Origin of the sequence: Acinetobacter higginsii, from assembly GCF_000369525.1 — a bacterium.
GTDB classification, from domain to species: Bacteria; Pseudomonadota; Gammaproteobacteria; order Pseudomonadales; family Moraxellaceae; genus Acinetobacter; species Acinetobacter higginsii.
The window spans coordinates 172844-189575 of sequence record NZ_KB850076.1 but is presented as its reverse complement, the minus strand read 5'-3'; the positions used below and the strand labels follow the sequence as shown (position 1 = coordinate 189575).

Here is a 16732-nt window from a genome sequence, read left to right as displayed (position 1 = left end):
TCTGAAAATGAGCCATCTTGCAGTCAATTTATCCATGATTTTTACTGAAGTCCCTTTAATTGAGCGCTTTGCTTTAGCGCACGCCCATGGTTTTCAGCATGTAGAAATTCAATTTCCCTATGAACTCGACGTGATTGATATTCGAACTCAACTTGAACAACACAATCTTTCCCTCTGCCTGATTAATGTCCCTGCGGGTGACTTGATGCAAGGCGGCAATGGGCTTGCAGGTGTGCCGGGACGAGAAATTGAATTCCATCAAGCGCTTGAGCTGGCAATTCGTTACGCCACTGCACTGGATGTGCCACGTGTGAATATTCTCGCTGGTAAACAACCGCTGGATGCCGATCTGCTGCCTTGTCTCAACACGCTTGCAAGTAATTTAAAACTAGCGTGTCACATGCTCACGGAACAAGGTATTGAACCCGTTTTTGAAATGATCAATGGCACTGATATGCCACGCTTCTTGGTTCAGAATATTGCCCAAGCTCAAGAAATGCTGGAAGCCATCAACCATCCCGCCCTAAAAATGCAATATGACTGTTATCACATGGCGATGATGGGTGAAGATGTATTAACAGGATTACAGGAAAATATCGATCAGATTGGGCACATCCAATTTGCCGATTGCCCAGATCGCCATGAACCCGATACGGGAAATATCCCCTATAAACAGATCTTTGACTGGTTGCTACAAAGTGACTACCGAGGTCTAATTGCAGCAGAATACAGACCAAAAACACAATCAGATCAATCTTTTGCATGGAAAAACAAGTATTTTTCCAATGATGTGAATACATAAACTGTTACTGCTAAAATTTGAACTTTTTAGAGAAAAACGGTATATTTGACAATGAGCAATTGTCAGGAAAATATACCCTCTATGAATTTAGAACCATCGCCCAGCGCTTCTAATTCTCACGACCTAAAAATCAAAACAGCGAACAAAGATGTACAAGCGTGCCTAAACGTTGTACATGAAGCTCTCACTGATGTAAAAGCCAAAGATATTCTTGAACTTGACGTAAGTACGATCAGTAATGTTGCCGATGCAATTGTGATTGCAAGCGGTACATCGACTCGTCATGTTAAAGCCCTTGCAGACAATGTTGCTGATGAAGCACGTAAAGCAGGTTTCCGCCCAATCGGTGTCGAAGGTGAACGCGATGCTGAGTGGATCTTAATCGACCTCGGTTTTGTTGTGGTACATGTGATGTTACCAACCGCGCGTAAGTTCTATGACTTAGAAAGCTTATGGCGTGCACCCGAATCTGTAGCGTAAAGCTCTCAAAAAAAGCGACCGAATCGGTCGCTTTTTTTATACGACATACATCAATCAAAAGAGATCTAAACACAAGCAAGCATAAGCCGACTCAATCCTTACCCCTGTTGCTCGTTGTAAAATTTAATAGCAATGCTAGTATTAAATCCTCTGCTTAATCACAGCTAAAATAAGATGAAAGATTCAAGTGAATGGATTGAAACACTCAATAAGATTACAGGACTCGCGCAATCAGGTTTGTACTACAGCAAAGATGTGTACGATAAAGAGCGTTATGAACAACTACTTGATCACGTCCGTACCCTGATTGAATTAAAAGAAATTGATACCTCTCATTTTATCCCAAACGTACTACAAGATATTGGCTATGCAACACCCAAAATCGATGTGCGCGCTATTGTCTTTAAGGACAATAAACTGCTATTAGCCAAAGAGACACAGGACGGCTTATGGTCTATTCCAGGAGGCTGGGCAGACGTTGGATATTCCGCTGCCGAAAATGCTGAAAAAGAAGTCCTTGAAGAAACTGGGTTAGAGGTGAAGGCAGTTAGACTCCTCGCACTCACAGATCGTAGAAAGCACCCTCACCCCGCCATGTTCTTGCACGTATATAAAGCCTTTTTTTGGTGTGAACTGATTGGTGGCGAACTCAAACCAAGCATCGAAACCTCTGAGGTGGGTTTCTTTGCTAAGGATGAATTACCACCGATTTCGACAGCACGTGTCACAGAAGCACAAATCCATCATTTTTTTGAGTTACTACAAGAATTACCCGAAAATACTTATTTCGACTAACGTTCAATTCTGAAACCCATCAAAAAACATAATCCCCAAAAACAACATCTTTGCTATCTAAGGACTAGCAAATACCAATCATCTCCCACCTTTAAATTTGACATGACAAATTGTCAAAATTGAAGCACTATACAAATTCTTGCAATCCCACCAATAAATAGCATAACTGGAGTACAGGAAGTGAAAATACTGATTACAGGTGCCAATACAGGCATTGGTTTTGCCACAGCAGAACAGCTGGTTAAACAAGGGCAACACGTGATTCTGGCCTGCCGAAACCCGCAGAAAGCACAACAAGCACAAAACAAATTACGGGCACTCGATCAAGGGCAAGTCGATCTCATCTCCCTCGACCTCAACAGCCTTGAACTCACTCGAAAAGCAGCTGATGACATCGCAGATCGCTATGGCAATCTGGATGTGCTGATCAACAATGCGGGATTATTTGCTAAAACCAAACAACTGACTGTTGATGGTTTTGAGCAACAATTTGGTGTCAATTATCTGGGTCATTTTTTATTGACTCAAAAATTGCTTCCCGTTTTAAAACAATCCCCACAAGCACGTATTGTCCATTTGGCTTCAATTGCACATTGGGTAGGCTCAATCAAACCCAACAAATTCCGCGCAGAGGGTTTTTATAATCCGCTATTTTATTATGGACAATCCAAGCTCGCAAATTTACTGTTCAGCAATGCATTAGCAGAACAACTAGCAGATAGCTCAATTACCAATAATGCGTTACACCCAGGGGGCGTCGCTTCGGATATTTATCGAGACTTGCCTAAACCCGTCTATGCGGCGATGAAACTAGGTTTAGTACCAACCTCTGTTCCTGCAAATTTGATTAGCAGAATGGCGATTGGCGATGACTGGAAAAATCGTAATGGAGAATATGTCAGCGCACACATGCCTGACTGGAAATCTTCACATGCCAAAAATCAGCAATTGGCACGTAACCTCTATCAACAATCCATGCAACTGGTCGAAAAGTTTCTTTAAAAAATAAGCCAAATAAAAAGCCACCCGAGGGTGGCTTTTACAATCCTGATTGAGGCAGATTAGTGACCGCCACCATTGATTGCTTTAGAATTTTAATCATTAATTCTATATTTTTCAATTACAGCCTGTTCTAACTCACGAGTTACACTACCTGTAGTTCTATAAATATCTTCATGCTCCATAAAATGCAAATTCCAATATCCCAACTCTTTATCGTCTTTGTCGTACTCTTTATGGGATTCAGGAGGAGGTAGATCAAAATTAGCAATTCGATAAAAATACAAGTTTCCATTTCTGTCGAAATGATTGGTTCTACCGCCCTTTAGATCATATTCATCTACATCTCTAGCCATCAATACAAATTGATTATTGATTAAAATATAATAATCCACGGTGAAACCAACGCTATTCTTTACTTCTTGACCCGAATACTGCTCAGTATAAGCCACTAAGTTATATTTTTCTCCAGCGTAGAGAGAGGTGGTGATAACTCGATTTAAACGATTAATTATGCTTATTTCTTCATAGATAAAATTATTATCTTTATCTAAGCAGGTAATTTTGGAAGACACCCAAATAGATCGTTCCATACCAACATCTAAATCATTCAATATAATCTTTTTTATTGGATAATCTTCGTGTGCTTCTTGAACTGTGACTTCAATCATGATGCAAAGATATGCATGAATGCATTATTATCAGTATTTTTAGTCTATAAGATATTTTTATTTTTTCAAGCAATAAAAATCTTACCCCTATTAATCTAAATCAATTCAGAGTAATCGCATCACTTTATTCTTAGATAAATTCAACATTACGACAACATAATATCTTTATAAAAAAGCCACCCGAGGGTGGCTTTTACAATCTTGATTGAGGTCAGATTAGTGACCACCACCATTGATTGCTTTGGTCATGTCTTCTACAACTTTCTTGGCATCACCAAAGATCATCATGGTTTTTTCATTGTAGAACAAGTCATTGTCTAAGCCAGCATAACCCGTCGCCATAGAGCGCTTGATCACCATAATGGTACGTGCTTTATGCGCTTCAAGAATCGGCATACCATAAATCGGTGAAGTCGGATCGTCTTTCGCCGCAGGGTTCACAACGTCGTTTGCACCAATGACAAGTACTACATCTGTTGCAGGGAAATCTGAGTTGATCTCATCCATTTCCAAGATGTCTTCATAAGCAACATCTGCTTCAGCGAGTAAGACGTTCATGTGACCAGGCATACGACCAGCAACTGGGTGAATCGCGAAGCGAACTTTTACGCCCTGCTCTTTCAAGATTTCACACAATTCTTTCACTGCATTCTGTGCACGACCTTGCGCCATACCATAACCCGGTACAATCACAACGCTGTCTGCATTTGACATCAGGAAGCCGGCGTCATCTGCTGAACCAGAACGGTGGTTACGTTGAACTTGCTCGCCTTTATCTGCTGATGCGACTGCTGCACCGCCCATTGCACCACCAAACAAAACATTGATGATTGAACGGTTCATCGCCTTACACATGATGTAAGAAAGAATCGCACCAGATGAACCTACAAGCGAACCAGCAACGATCAACATATTGTTTTCAAGTGTGAAACCAATACCTGCTGCAGCCCAACCAGAGAATGAGTTCAAAAGTGACACCACAACTGGCATATCACCACCACCGACTGGTGCAATCCATACCCAGCCAAATGCAAGTGCAAGTGCTGTCATTGCCCAGAATGCAGTCATGTTACCCGTAGTGAAGAAGTAGAAACCACATGCAAGCATCGCAATAAAGATGGTTGCTTGAACTGGTTTAACCCATGCACCAGAAATTGTTTTTGCCCATTTCTTCGCAGCCAATTTACCGTAAGCAAATACAGATGCAGTAAATGTGATCGCACCAACGAAGCAGCCAACAAACAATTCAAATAAATGAACTGAACTCATATGTGCATGTTGAACACCAGCAGCCGTCAATGCCGCCTCGTTTTGTTCAAATAATGCAGTAAGTTGGTTGTTGTGCAGAATCGCCGCAATTGCAATCAATACCGCAGCCAAACCGACAAGAGAGTGCATCAACGCAACCGTCTCAGGCATTTGTGTCATTGGCACTGTTTTCGCACGTGCGATACCAACTACAGCACCCAATACCATTGCACCACCGATCATCCAAACAACAGGATGTTCAGCAACAAAGAAGGTCGTTACTACTGCAATCGCCATTGCGATCATACCGTAGCGATTACCTGCAATTGCAGTCTTAGGACCAGACAAGCCACGTAAAGTTAAGATAAAGAGGACAGCACCAATCAGGTAGAACCAATCCGCATAGTCTCGAATGAATTCCATTGCTTAGCCCTCTTTTTTCTTTTGCTTCGGCTTGAACATTTCAAGCATACGAGCAGTTACAGCAAAGCCACCGAAGATGTTGATACTTGCCAAGAACACAGCAATCGCACCAAGGATACTCACCACGTTTACACTTTGGAATGCAACGTTAGCATCTACACCAATCGCAGGCATACCCACTGTTTGGATCATCGCGCCAACCACAATAATGGAAGACAACGCATTGGTTACCGCCATTAATGGTGTATGTAACGCAGGCGTTACCCCCCACACCACGTAATAACCAACGAAGATGGCAAGGACGAAAATTGTAATCGTTTCAACCATGAGAACTCTCCTTAACCGCGCTTGAGCAGTACTTGACCGCCATGAGTCACGAGTAACGCTTTTTGGATTTCATCTTCTTGATTGATCGCAAAGGCTTTGTCTTTGTCGAATAATGTCTCAAGGAAGTTAAAAACGTTACGTGCATACAGTGCAGATGCTTCAGTCGCAACTGTGCCTGGAATATTTGGAATACCCAAAATCTTCACACCATTTTCAGTTGTGACTGTTTCGCCTTCTTTAGAACCTTCCACGTTGCCGCCAGTTTCAACAGCCATATCTAAAATGACAGAACCTGGTTTCATTTTGGCAACGGTTTCAGCTTTAATTAAACGCGGAGCATTACGACCTGGAATCAATGCAGTGGTGATTACGATGTCAGCATTTGATACAGCTTTATCTACAATCGCAGCTTGATCTTTGATGTATTGCTCACCCGGCTGCCAACCATAACCGCTTTTCGCAGCTTCAGCAGCACGTTGTTTTTCTTCATCGGACATTGGCACATCTAGCCATTTGCCGCCTAGAGATTCAACTTGCTCTTTTGCGGTCGGACGTAAGTCTGTTGCTTCCACAACCGCACCTAAACGTTTCGCAGTCGCAATCGCCTGAAGACCAGCAACACCAACACCCATAATCACAACACGTGCAGGTTTTACAGTACCTGCAGCTGTCATTAACATTGGGAACATACGTTGATATTCAGCCGCAGCTAACAATACAGACTTATAACCCGCCAAGTTTGCTTGAGAAGAAAGTACGTCCATGTTTTGTGCGCGTGATAGCGTACGTGGCAGTAATTCCAATGCAAAAGCAGACACTTGCTGAGTTGCAAACTGGTCTAATTCTGGATTGCGGTAAGGGTCAAACATTGCAATTACAGTCGTATTCGCCGCAAGCTTTTGAATTTCGTCACCTTTAGGGGCACGTACCTTCAAAATAATTTGGCTGCCTGTATATGCATCGTCCGTAATGGTTGCGCCAACTTGTTCATAAGCACTGTCAATATACGCTGCTTTAACTCCAGCACCACGTTGAATGACAATACTATGACCTGCGTTAATCAACTTCTTCACTGTTTCTGGTGTTGCCGCTACACGACTTTCACCTGCAACAGTTTCGGTTGGGATTCCGATCTGCATGAGCGTTCCTCAAGCTAGTTTTTCTTAAGTAAACATCGCCAAGAGCAATGTTTCCCCCAGGAGTATTCTTTGTAGAAATTTGGATTCTAATGGAACTTTTTTAAATTTCCACCCAATATTTATTTAATAAATACCTATATTTTGAACTGATGATTCACATTTATATTTAGAGCTTGTATGATCCGCAGGTTTGCCTTTTGATCGAACAACGCAGATCGTCCATCTCTTCTTCACATACAAATCTGACCGCTTACGCACTGAATCGGTTCATTTCTATACTGTGCCCTTCCTGATTTGGACGATCACAGCGGTATCTATTCAACATCTCTACCTCTCATCCTGATCATCAGGAGCGTTTAACCAAATCCATTTTCATCGACATTGGTTATTTCTTTGACGCTCTACCGATGTATTGGCTGAATCGGCATCATAATCATGCAGTTGTGGCGAGGGATTGGCTTGTCTGAACTTTTATTGGTCTTTTCGGCGAGTTTGAACTAACAATTTATAACAAGCCATCAAAGAGTGAGAATGAAAGACGATTTTTGCTTATCAGTAAATCTGAATTAGATGAAGTTAGTTGCTCAGAAAAATTTAAAAGAATGGAAAAAACTTAAATAGGCATTTTTTCAAGTGATATTTGTATGGTTTTGTCTAGCAAAAGCTGCTTTATTGCACAATATTGGTGCAAATATTAAACACCCACTCAATCCGTCTCTTCAATTTAATTTTTTAAAAACCAAAATACTGAGAAATCACTCATTTATTCGGACTTTTGCTGGCTTTAGGCTCAAAATATTCTTGACCTCAAGTTAGATTGAGCTTTGATACTGAGTCATCTCCATCTTCCATATGATGTGTCACGATGAAATCGACATTTAAAATGATCAATCCCAGTGAACTTTATGATCCACGCAGTAATGGCTATAGTCATGTGAGCATTGTTCCACCCAATATGCGTACTATTCATATTGCAGGTCAGGGTGGTGAAAATAAAAATGGTGAGCTCTCTAAAGATTTTGACCAACAGGTACAACAAGTCTTCTATAATATCCAACACGCTTTAACTTCAGCACAAGCACAACTATCAGATATTGCCGTTTTACGTATGCTCGTGGTTGATCACAATGCGGAGAAACTTCAAATCTTGGCTAAAACCATACAACACTTATGGCCGCAGCATGCCTTTCCTGTCTGCACCCTTATTCCTGTATCACACTTGGCATTAACAGAGATGCAAATTGAAGTTGAAGCAACCGCTTATACCGCATAAACCAGTAATAGAGAAAATTATGTCTGCCCCTCAAGATATTAGTCAAAATAAAACCTTACTTTGGTTTATGGCTGCAGCATGTGGTTTGTGTGCGGGTGCCAACTATTATAGTCAGCCTTTAATTCACTCGATTCAGCAGTATTTTGCAGTGACCGAAGGTCAAGCAGCGCTCACGGTAACCTTTGCTCAAGTCTCTTATGCATTGGGCCTGCTGTTTATTGTCCCAATGGGCGATGTGGTGAACAAAACCAAATTCATTCCTTTACTCATGGTATTTTGTGCTGTGGGCTTATTCATCAGTGCTTTCTCGGTCAACTTACCGATGCTTTGGCTCGGTACGGTCATGGCTGGACTATTCTCAGTTGCTGCACAGGTATTGATTCCGCTTGCAACCATGACCGTAAAACCAGAAAAAACAGGTGAAGTGATTGGCTTCTTGATGAGTGGATTGCTAGTCGGTATTTTACTTTCAACCAGTCTGGCAGGTTTATTTTCGAATTTATTCCACTGGAAAGTGATTTATGTGGTCAGTGGCATACTGATGCTGATCTTGGCCTATGCACTGAAAAGCCGCTTACCTTATGCCATGCGCATGAAAATGAATTATGGGCAAGTCTTTGTTTCCATGGCGCAATTACTCAAGCAAGAGAAACGCTTAGTCTTACGTGCGCTTGCAGGCGGTTTTGCTTTCGCTGCAGTCAGTATTCTATATTCAACCATTGCACTACTGTTGACCTCGGCACACCATCTGCAAGATCTGTTGATTGGTATGGTGCCTTTGGTCGGGATCTTTGGTGCGCTCTCTACGCAATATATCGGTAAATATGCAGATCAAGGCTATACCAGCCAATTAACTTGGATGGGTTGTGCTTTATTTATCTTGAGTTGGATCTGCTTCTATTTTGGGCAAACCGTGTTACTCAGTTATATCCTCGGCTTTGCATTGATTCAGTTGGCATTGGCCTTAGTGCATACCAGCAATCAGAGTGTGATTTTCCGATTACGTCCTGATGCAAAATCCCGTATCAATGCCATTTATATGACTGCCTACTTTACTGGTGGAGCCTGTGGTTCGGCACTCGGCATTTTTGCATGGAATCACGGCGGCTGGAGCATGACCTGTTTGGCTGGAATCAGTCTGGTCTTTGCCTGTATGTTGTTTAGTTTCTTCGACCATCTTTTGACGAAGAAAAACAATATGCTCACCTCCTAGATATTCATCCGCATAGTGAAAATTGAAGTGACGGGGATCAGCATTGGTGAATTGATCACAAAACTCGTATAATGCTGCCCTTTCTTTGCTTGTCCACATCCGAGAACCGTTTATGCAACCACTTGAATCATTAAAGCCACGTATTTCCGTCGCCCCGATGATGGATTGGACATATTAAAAAAATAAAACGATACTAATCAAAAAGATAAATCAAAAAACAGAAACCGTGGTGTATATTTGGAGTAATTTTTTATTTTATGTATCCAAACATAACCACTACTGCATACCCGTTGCTGATACTACCTATATCATGCCTCTCCTATCGAAAGATTTAAAAGTTAAGCTTTGAGCCAGATGTTGCTTCCATTCAATTGAGCCTACTCTGTCACTTTCTCAGCCTGATGAACAGGTAGTTTCAGCGTACCAAGCAAGGTGATAAAAACTAAAGCAGTTAAAATTATTAATAAGATATTGATTCCCCACTTTTCAAGAATAAACGCAGAGATGAGAGGTCCGAAAGCCAAAGCAATCATGATAGGCCGCCCCAATAAACCCATTCTAATTGCATACCCCTCCTGCCCAAATAGTGCTAGAGGTAATGTGCCTCGAATAATTGTAAGAATACCATTCCCTGCGCCGTATAAAGCTGCACCAAGCAAAGCTAAGACATATCCATCCGCGAACAAAAAAAAGAGACCAAAGAAGCTAATCAATACACCCAAACGACTCGACCAACTAGGATGTAAGTTTCTAAACAAAGAAAACTCCAGCAATCTCGCTATGATCTGCGCGGGACCAATCATCATCCCAATCGCAAGGGCTGTTGATACACTAAAGCCAATTGTTTTTAGCATCGATAATAGATGGACTGAAATTGTCGCCACTACAAAAGATTGTACCGTCAAAATAGCGGCCACCAACATAAATAGTCGATTATCTTCTTTGTGTACCGTGGTTTGGTTATTGAGCTCTTTACCATGAGTTTCCGTGCCTTGCTCTTCTCTAGGAAGTAAAAAGTAATGCAACGGTAGACCTAGAAGTAGATGAAACAATGCCAGAATAAAACAACTGATTCTCCAACCGTATAAGCCTTCTAAAAATACAATTAGCGCCCAACCGATGGTACTGGCTAAACCGCCTAATAATGTCACACCAACAATCGCCGTTTTTGCATCGTTACCAAGTAATCGACCCAATGTTGAAAATGCGGCATCATACAGGCCAAATGCCATACCAATACCGAGCATTGTCCACGCAAAATAATAAATAAGTAGATGAGTAGAAAGCCCTAAACATATCAGCCCGACAGCAAAGAATATTGAACCAATAGACAGTGCTTTTCTTCCACCAAATTGCTCGATAAACCGCCCAACTTTTGGAGAACAAATACCTGTAACTATAAATCCCCAAGACAACCCAGCAATCACTAAAGTTAGAGACCATCCTGTGTCTTTGGCAATAAGATTAGCTAGTACTGCGGGTAAATAAAAAGTGGAACTCCACGCAAGAATCTGCGTGAAGCCCATGACAGCAATGAGTTTGTATTTTTTTGAATGAAGTAGCATCACAATAAAGAAATATCCATAAAGTATTGAGGGGCAATGCAAACCTTTCTATACACTGCCTTAAAATGCATAGCTCTTAAACATTAGCCAAATAAGCATCTATTTCATCTACCGTTGCTCTTGCTGTTCTAGAAACCCCAATTAATGTTGCAGATGCCATGCCTGTCCATTCCCCATAGCCAACCAACCAAAGGTTATTTACTTTTATTGAGCGTCCATCATTCACAGCAACTGTCTGATCAGGTTCTACTACATCAAGACTTCTTAAGTGATTCAATGAAGCTTTAAACCCTGTACACCAAATCACAGCATCTACAGCTTGTGTTGAACCATCAGCCCATATAACTGAATTCTCTTCAAATGCAGTAAAAGGTTCTCGGCTATGCAATACGCCACGTTCGCGTGCCTCTTTTACACTGTCAATCATGACAATATCACCTAGACCACCAACGGGCTGATCAATCACACGACCTTCCTGTTGGGCTTTTAAACGTTCAGTTGCCCGAAGAAATAAAACACGCCCATCAACATCATCAGATAAAAATTGAGGTGCTGTTACTGTGACCCAAGTGGTATCTGCAACTTTTGAGACTTCGGCAAGAATTTGTGCCCCTGAGTTACCACCACCAACTACGATCACTTTTTTATTAATAAAAGGCTCTGCATTTACATAGTGTGCTGAATGCGTTTGTAATCCTTCAAATCGTTCATGTCCTTCATAATGCGGAATATAAGGCTGACTCCATGTCCCAGTAGCACTGATCACCGCTTTTGCTCGCCAATATTGATCACCAGCATAAACATCTAAGTAACCAGCTTTTTGTTCGATATGATCGACATGAACTGGTCGAATAATCGTAAATTGATAGCGTTGCTCATATGCCGACAAGTAGTCAATCACTTCATTTCGCGTTGGGTAGGTTTGTTCAGTTGTTGGCATCATCCAACCTGACAACGAGCTCCAAGTATTTGGAGAAAAAAGACGAAGCGATTCCCAAGCATGTGACCACGCACCGCCCGCCTGAGATTGATCATCTAAAATAATAAATGGAATTTTCTTACGTTTGAGGAAATAAGCTGTAGCAAGTGCTGCCTGACCACCACCAATAATGACTACATCGACTTCAGCTTGTAATTGAGTCAAAGCATCTCTCCTATTATTTATTGTCATAATCAAAATTGAACGCCCAGTCTGCAACAGACTGGGCGTATTTCATACAATTTTCAAACATTTAAATGAGTCTTTCAATTACTCAATTGATCAAGATACTTTTCAGCATCCAAAGCAGCCATACAGCCTGAGCCTGCCGAGGTAATTGCTTGACGATAAATGCTATCAGCAACGTCACCCGCAGCAAATACACCTGCCACAGAGGTTGCTGTTGCATTTCCTGAAGTGCCACTTTGTACTTGAATGTAGCCATCACGTAGGTTAAGTTGACCGTCAAACATGCCTGTATTCGGTTTGTGACCAATAGCAACAAATAAGCCCTGAACTTCAACATCTTGTGTGCTTCCGTCCGAAGTTGACTTCAAGCGAACTGAAGTAACACCAGTGTTGTCACCTAAAACCTCATCAACTTGATTGTTCCAAAGAATACTAATTTTGCCTTCTTTTTCTTTGGCAAAAAGATGATCTTGTAGAATTTTCTCTGAACGTAAACTGTCTCTACGATGAACTAAGGTGACATGTTCAGCAATATTAGAAAGATAAAGCGCTTCTTCAACTGCGGTGTTACCACCACCCACGACCATAACTTTTTGGTTCTTATAGAAAAAACCATCACAAGTCGCACAAGCACTGACACCTTGACCCATGAATTTAGCTTCTGATTCAAGCCCCAAGTATTGTGCTGTCGCACCTGTAGCAATAATCAGTGCATCACAAGTGAATTCTTCCATGTCGCCTTTAAGCACAAATGGACGGACACTTAAATCAACTTCATTGATGTGGTCATACACAATCTCTGTGCCAAAGCGTTCAGCATGGGCTTGCATTCGCTCCATAAGTACAGGACCAGTTAAACCTTCTGAGTCACCCGGCCAGTTATCTACCTCAGTGGTCGTTGTTAATTGACCACCAAGTTGTATACCCGCAATCAATGTGGGTTTTAAGTTTGCGCGTGCTGCATATACAGCAGCACTATAACCCGCAGGTCCTGAACCTAAGATCACTAATTTAGAATGTCTCTTTTGCATTTCTAATCACCTAAAGTTTATAAGCTACGTTGATTGACACGCTTAGATAATTCTTCTGCCGACTCTTTTCGCTCTGAATAACGATCTGTGAGGTACTGACTTTGTCCACGAGTGAGCAAGGTGAACTTATATAGTTCTTCCATTACATCGACAATTCGATCATAGAAGGATGAAGGTTTCATCCTTCCATCTTCTTCAAACTCTAAAAAAGCTTTTGGAATAGATGATTGGTTAGGAATGGTGATCATGCGCATCCAACGGCCTAAAATACGCATCTGGTTTAAGCTGTTGAAGGACTGCGAACCGCCACTAACCTGCATCAATGCCAAAGTTTTTCCTTGCGTTGCTCGAATTGCACCGCCTGCTAATGGTATCCAGTCAATTTGTGATTTAAAAATCGAACTCATTGAGCCATGACGTTCAGGTGAGCACCACACCATCCCTTCTGCCCAAGCGAGTAAATCATGTAACTCTTTCACCTTTGGATGCTCAGTGTCCGCATCTTCAGGTAAGGGCAAACCTTTCGGATGAAAAATTTTTACTTCAGCACCAAACTGCTCCAAGATACGCCCTGCTTCCATCACCGCCAATCGGCTGTATGAACGTTCGCGGTTAGAGCCATACAGCAGCAAAATACGTGGTGGATGATCCAGCTCTTTAGCTTGCACTTTTTCTAAAGTAGGTTGATCCAAAAGATTCATATCTACATTCGGGAGAGTCATAGAAATTACACCTCTTCTTTAAAAAACTTTTTTCTGAGCCATAAAGACACGCTAACTAAAGCAATCAATACTGGCACTTCAACCAACGGACCAATCACTGTGGTAAATGCCACAGGTGAAGCTAAACCAAAGGTTGCAATCGCTACAGCCAGCGCTAACTCAAAGTTATTTCCAGCAGCAGTAAACGAAATTGCTGTTGTTTTAGGGTAGTCATTCCCCATCCATTTGCTCATAAAGAAGCTAATGAAGAACATCACGATAAAGTAAATCGTCAATGGAATGGCAATACGCAAGACATCTAGTGGCAAGCTCACTACATCGTTCCCTTTGAGGCTAAACATCGCCACAATCGTGAATAATAAAGCCAACAAACTCAGTGGACTGATCTTAGGTAAAAAGACATTTTGATACCAATCAAGACCTTTAGCTTTCACTAGAGTGAATCGTGTAATAAAGCCAAGGAAAAATGGAATTCCCAAATACACTAATACCGCATGGGTAATCGTCCAGAAATCGACATTGATCACTTGCCCTGCAACACCAAAATATGGCGGTAAGAAAGTCAGAAATAACCAAGCATAGGTACTAAAAAACAAAATCTGGAAAATACTATTGAATGCCACCAATGCAGCTACATATTGGTTATCACCACAGGCTAAACCATTCCACACCAAAACCATCGCAATACAGCGAGCTAAACCGATCAAGATCAAGCCTGTCATGTACTCTGGATAGCTATGCAAAAAAATAATGGCTAATGCAAACATCAGTACTGGTGCAATCACCCAGTTCTGTACCAAAGACAAAGTTAAAGTTTTTTTATCTTTAAACACTTGTGGTAGCGCTGCATAATCCACTTTGGCTAACGGTGGATACATCATCAGAATCAAACCAATCGCTATTGGAATATTGACAGAATCAATACTCATTTTATCCAAAGCGACGGAGGCTTGCGGAAAGAACACACCTATCGCAATCCCCAATGCCATGGCGATAAAAATCCATAGAGTGAGGTTACGATCTAGAAAGGATAATCTTTGTTGAGCCATGATGTTCTCATTCAATATGCGAAATTTGATTGATTGCTGCAATCAAATCTGGGCGAGACATATGAGTTGTATCTATTGCCAATAAAGCGTCTAAGCGGCGGTTGATATGATCAACAGTAACTTGGAATGCTTTTAATTTTTCTTCTTTCGGCAAATCTAAATGTGAAGGATCAGCCAAGCCCCAATGGGCCTTAATCGCTCCACCTAAATAAAGTGGACACGCTTCTTGAGCTGCTGAATCGCAAACAGTAATCACCACGTCAGGTTGATATTGTTCACAATCATCAATGGTTTTGCTCCACAAACCATCTGTTGAAAGACCAAGATTCTCTAAAGTTTCTATGGTCAATGGATGTACTTGCCCTGATGGCTTACTACCTGCACTGTAAGCTATCCACCCTTCAGGCGCGCGGCTGTTAAAAAGAACTTCTGACAGGATGCTACGGCAACTATTTCCAGTACACAAAAAAAGAAATTTCATACTCTGTTACTCACAATAACTATTTATTTGGATATTTTGGGAAGCTTTATTCGCTATGGTTTGACTGCTTACCAAAAGATTCAGAACGTCATGGCACCACATTGGTAATTGCGGATTAATGCTGTAATACACCCATTGGCTTTGTCTTCTGTCCTGTAAGAGACCAGAAGAACGCAATAACGCTAAATGCCTAGAAATCTTTGGCTGACTCAGTTGCAACTTTTCAGTCAAATCACAAACACATAATTCTTTATTCTCAGCGACTAAAGTCACGATATTTAGTCGAGTTTCATCTGATAAGCATTTAAAAAAATTAACTTGGTCCATTCTTAACTCCCATTCACTTATTTGGATATGCGGATAATCACATACAAAAAGTAAAATTTTTAATTCACTCGTTGACCATTTTCATCAATCACTTTTTCACCATCCTCTTTCGTAAAGGCACCCTTCTGAGGTAATGGTAGAATATCTAAGACAACTTCAGAAGGACGGCTTAAGCGAGTGCCTAATTCAGTAACAACAAATGGTCGATTAATCAATATTGGATGATCAAGCATAAAACTAAGTAACTGCTCATCACTCAAATCACTACGATCAAGGTCTAAATCCCGATAAGGATCTACATTCTGGCGAATGGCCTCTCTTACTGTTAATTTTGCATCCTGAATCAATTTAACTAATTCGTCATGACTAGGTGGTGTAATGAGATATTCAATCACAGTTGGCTCAATCCCTGTATTACGGATCAAAGCCAAAGCGTTGCGAGATGTCCCACAAGCTGGGTTGTGATAAATCGTCACAGTTGATGAAGTTGTCATCGAATTGAGCTCTTTTGATAATTTATAATATCTTTATATTCGAATTACCATATATATGCAATACCATATATTAATTTTTTAATAATGTCTTAGAAAATAAATAAACACCATCAAAAAATGCTTATCACTATCAATTGAATGGCAATCATACAACTAAATTAAAAGCCTCTTTAGAAGGAGGCTATTGATTTATGTCAATAGCCTCCTTCTAAATTAAAATCGACTTATGACTTGATAAGTTATAAAAGAGAATAGGTAAGCCAACGAAAATAGATAAACAGCCATTACGACTGGTTGTTTCCAACTCCCTGTTTCTCTTCGAATAGTTGCTAGTGTTGCTAAACAATGCGGGGCAAAGATAAACCAAACCAACAATGACATACCTGTCGCTAGCCCCCATCCATCTGGTCCAGATATTTGAGATAATAAGGTCTGGGTAACTGCATCTTCATCACCAGACATTGCATAAATCACTCCTAATGCAGCAATAATCACTTCACGAGCTGCCATTGCAGGAATCAAAGC

At 41.1% G+C, this 16732-nt stretch carries 18 protein-coding genes and 1 pseudogene; 6 read left to right on the top strand and 13 right to left on the bottom strand.

Features of this window, described 5'->3' with window-relative positions; genetic code table 11:
- The first annotated feature begins 7 nt into the window (after positions 1 to 7).
- The 4 genes from F902_RS21290 (at position 8) to F902_RS21275 (ending at position 3079) form a co-directional block, all read left to right on the top strand.
- Positions 8 to 802, top strand: coding sequence for a hydroxypyruvate isomerase family protein (locus tag F902_RS21290; RefSeq protein ID WP_005207024.1), 795 nt, complete (start codon positions 8 to 10; stop codon positions 800 to 802).
- A gap of 81 nt (positions 803 to 883) precedes the next feature.
- Positions 884 to 1282, top strand: coding sequence for a ribosome silencing factor (rsfS, locus tag F902_RS21285; RefSeq protein ID WP_004655709.1), 399 nt, complete (start codon positions 884 to 886; stop codon positions 1280 to 1282).
- 174 nt (positions 1283 to 1456) lie between these two features.
- The gene (locus tag F902_RS21280) at positions 1457 to 2077 is read left to right on the top strand and encodes an NUDIX hydrolase (protein WP_005207019.1); all 621 of its coding nucleotides are present in this window, start codon (positions 1457 to 1459) and stop codon (positions 2075 to 2077) included.
- Positions 2078 to 2257: 180 nt separating this feature from the next.
- A complete protein-coding gene (locus F902_RS21275; protein ID WP_005207017.1) occupies positions 2258 to 3079 on the top strand; it encodes an SDR family NAD(P)-dependent oxidoreductase in 822 nt (273 codons plus the stop codon).
- A gap of 92 nt (positions 3080 to 3171) precedes the next feature.
- Here the strand turns inward: F902_RS21275 and F902_RS21270 are convergent, their stop codons facing one another.
- The 4 genes from F902_RS21270 to F902_RS21255 all read right to left on the bottom strand — a co-directional run bounded on the left by F902_RS21270 (position 3172) and on the right by F902_RS21255 (position 6884).
- On the bottom strand, positions 3172 to 3747 hold the full coding sequence (locus F902_RS21270) for a hypothetical protein (protein ID WP_005207015.1): 576 nt from the start codon (positions 3745 to 3747) through the stop codon (positions 3172 to 3174).
- 216 nt (positions 3748 to 3963) lie between these two features.
- Complete coding sequence (locus F902_RS21265; RefSeq protein WP_004655715.1) at positions 3964 to 5418, bottom strand: NAD(P)(+) transhydrogenase (Re/Si-specific) subunit beta; 1455 nt, start codon at positions 5416 to 5418, stop codon at positions 3964 to 3966.
- A gap of 3 nt (positions 5419 to 5421) precedes the next feature.
- Positions 5422 to 5745 (bottom strand): proton-translocating transhydrogenase family protein, encoded by a 324-nt coding sequence (locus F902_RS21260; protein WP_004655717.1) that lies wholly within the window; start codon positions 5743 to 5745, stop codon positions 5422 to 5424.
- A gap of 11 nt (positions 5746 to 5756) precedes the next feature.
- Positions 5757 to 6884 (bottom strand): Re/Si-specific NAD(P)(+) transhydrogenase subunit alpha, encoded by a 1128-nt coding sequence (locus F902_RS21255; RefSeq protein WP_004655720.1) that lies wholly within the window; start codon positions 6882 to 6884, stop codon positions 5757 to 5759.
- Positions 6885 to 7749: 865 nt separating this feature from the next.
- On the opposite strand from F902_RS21255, the gene F902_RS21250 reads away from it, so the two are divergent.
- Both F902_RS21250 and F902_RS21245 read left to right on the top strand, forming a co-directional pair.
- Positions 7750 to 8157 (top strand): RidA family protein, encoded by a 408-nt coding sequence (locus tag F902_RS21250; protein ID WP_005207014.1) that lies wholly within the window; start codon positions 7750 to 7752, stop codon positions 8155 to 8157.
- Positions 8158 to 8176: 19 nt separating this feature from the next.
- Positions 8177 to 9370, top strand: a complete 1194-nt coding sequence (locus F902_RS21245) for an MFS transporter (RefSeq protein WP_005207013.1) — start codon at positions 8177 to 8179, stop codon at positions 9368 to 9370.
- Positions 9371 to 9747: 377 nt separating this feature from the next.
- On the opposite strand, the gene F902_RS21240 is transcribed toward F902_RS21245, so the two are convergent.
- The 9 genes and pseudogenes from F902_RS21240 to F902_RS21200 form a co-directional block, all read right to left on the bottom strand.
- The gene (locus tag F902_RS21240; RefSeq protein WP_017401913.1) at positions 9748 to 10935 is read right to left on the bottom strand and encodes an MFS transporter; all 1188 of its coding nucleotides are present in this window, start codon (positions 10933 to 10935) and stop codon (positions 9748 to 9750) included.
- A 76-nt stretch (positions 10936 to 11011) separates the two neighbouring features.
- A complete protein-coding gene (locus tag F902_RS21235; protein WP_005207010.1) occupies positions 11012 to 12079 on the bottom strand; it encodes an ArsO family NAD(P)H-dependent flavin-containing monooxygenase in 1068 nt (355 codons plus the stop codon).
- A 101-nt stretch (positions 12080 to 12180) separates the two neighbouring features.
- Positions 12181 to 13134, bottom strand: a complete 954-nt coding sequence (gene trxB, locus F902_RS21230; RefSeq protein ID WP_005206995.1) for a thioredoxin-disulfide reductase — start codon at positions 13132 to 13134, stop codon at positions 12181 to 12183.
- A 17-nt stretch (positions 13135 to 13151) separates the two neighbouring features.
- Positions 13152 to 13856 (bottom strand): arsenical resistance protein ArsH, encoded by a 705-nt coding sequence (gene arsH / locus F902_RS21225; protein WP_000174605.1) that lies wholly within the window; start codon positions 13854 to 13856, stop codon positions 13152 to 13154.
- A 5-nt stretch (positions 13857 to 13861) separates the two neighbouring features.
- Complete coding sequence (arsB, locus tag F902_RS21220; protein WP_005206994.1) at positions 13862 to 14905, bottom strand: ACR3 family arsenite efflux transporter; 1044 nt, start codon at positions 14903 to 14905, stop codon at positions 13862 to 13864.
- Between the two features lie 7 nt (positions 14906 to 14912).
- The gene (locus tag F902_RS21215) at positions 14913 to 15386 is read right to left on the bottom strand and encodes an arsenate reductase ArsC (RefSeq protein WP_005206993.1); all 474 of its coding nucleotides are present in this window, start codon (positions 15384 to 15386) and stop codon (positions 14913 to 14915) included.
- A gap of 6 nt (positions 15387 to 15392) precedes the next feature.
- Complete coding sequence (locus F902_RS21210; RefSeq protein WP_005206992.1) at positions 15393 to 15713, bottom strand: metalloregulator ArsR/SmtB family transcription factor; 321 nt, start codon at positions 15711 to 15713, stop codon at positions 15393 to 15395.
- 59 nt (positions 15714 to 15772) lie between these two features.
- Positions 15773 to 16207: an arsenate reductase (glutaredoxin) gene (gene arsC, locus F902_RS21205; protein ID WP_005206991.1), complete on the bottom strand. Its 435-nt coding sequence runs from the start codon at positions 16205 to 16207 to the stop codon at positions 15773 to 15775.
- Positions 16208 to 16420: 213 nt separating this feature from the next.
- Positions 16421 to 16732: pseudogene (locus tag F902_RS21200) on the bottom strand (nucleoside recognition domain-containing protein); the annotation flags it as partial.

Bases quoted from the DNA above. Each gene is read 5' to 3' on its own strand.
- F902_RS21290 (WP_005207024.1), top strand. From the start codon at position 8: ATGAGCCATCTTGCAGTCAATTTATCCATGATTTTTACTGAAGTCCCT.
- rsfS (WP_004655709.1), top strand. From the start codon at position 884: ATGAATTTAGAACCATCGCCCAGCGCTTCTAATTCTCACGACCTAAAA.
- F902_RS21280 (WP_005207019.1), top strand. From the start codon at position 1,457: ATGAAAGATTCAAGTGAATGGATTGAAACACTCAATAAGATTACAGGA.
- F902_RS21270 (WP_005207015.1), bottom strand. From the start codon at position 3,747: ATGATTGAAGTCACAGTTCAAGAAGCACACGAAGATTATCCAATAAAA.
- F902_RS21265 (WP_004655715.1), bottom strand. From the start codon at position 5,418: ATGGAATTCATTCGAGACTATGCGGATTGGTTCTACCTGATTGGTGCT.
- F902_RS21260 (WP_004655717.1), bottom strand. From the start codon at position 5,745: ATGGTTGAAACGATTACAATTTTCGTCCTTGCCATCTTCGTTGGTTAT.
- F902_RS21255 (WP_004655720.1), bottom strand. From the start codon at position 6,884: ATGCAGATCGGAATCCCAACCGAAACTGTTGCAGGTGAAAGTCGTGTA.
- F902_RS21250 (WP_005207014.1), top strand. From the start codon at position 7,750: ATGAAATCGACATTTAAAATGATCAATCCCAGTGAACTTTATGATCCA.
- F902_RS21245 (WP_005207013.1), top strand. From the start codon at position 8,177: ATGTCTGCCCCTCAAGATATTAGTCAAAATAAAACCTTACTTTGGTTT.
- F902_RS21240 (WP_017401913.1), bottom strand. From the start codon at position 10,935: ATGCTACTTCATTCAAAAAAATACAAACTCATTGCTGTCATGGGCTTC.
- trxB (WP_005206995.1), bottom strand. From the start codon at position 13,134: ATGCAAAAGAGACATTCTAAATTAGTGATCTTAGGTTCAGGACCTGCG.
- arsH (WP_000174605.1), bottom strand. From the start codon at position 13,856: ATGACTCTCCCGAATGTAGATATGAATCTTTTGGATCAACCTACTTTA.
- arsB (WP_005206994.1), bottom strand. From the start codon at position 14,905: ATGGCTCAACAAAGATTATCCTTTCTAGATCGTAACCTCACTCTATGG.
- F902_RS21215 (WP_005206993.1), bottom strand. From the start codon at position 15,386: ATGAAATTTCTTTTTTTGTGTACTGGAAATAGTTGCCGTAGCATCCTG.
- F902_RS21210 (WP_005206992.1), bottom strand. From the start codon at position 15,713: ATGGACCAAGTTAATTTTTTTAAATGCTTATCAGATGAAACTCGACTA.
- arsC (WP_005206991.1), bottom strand. From the start codon at position 16,207: ATGACAACTTCATCAACTGTGACGATTTATCACAACCCAGCTTGTGGG.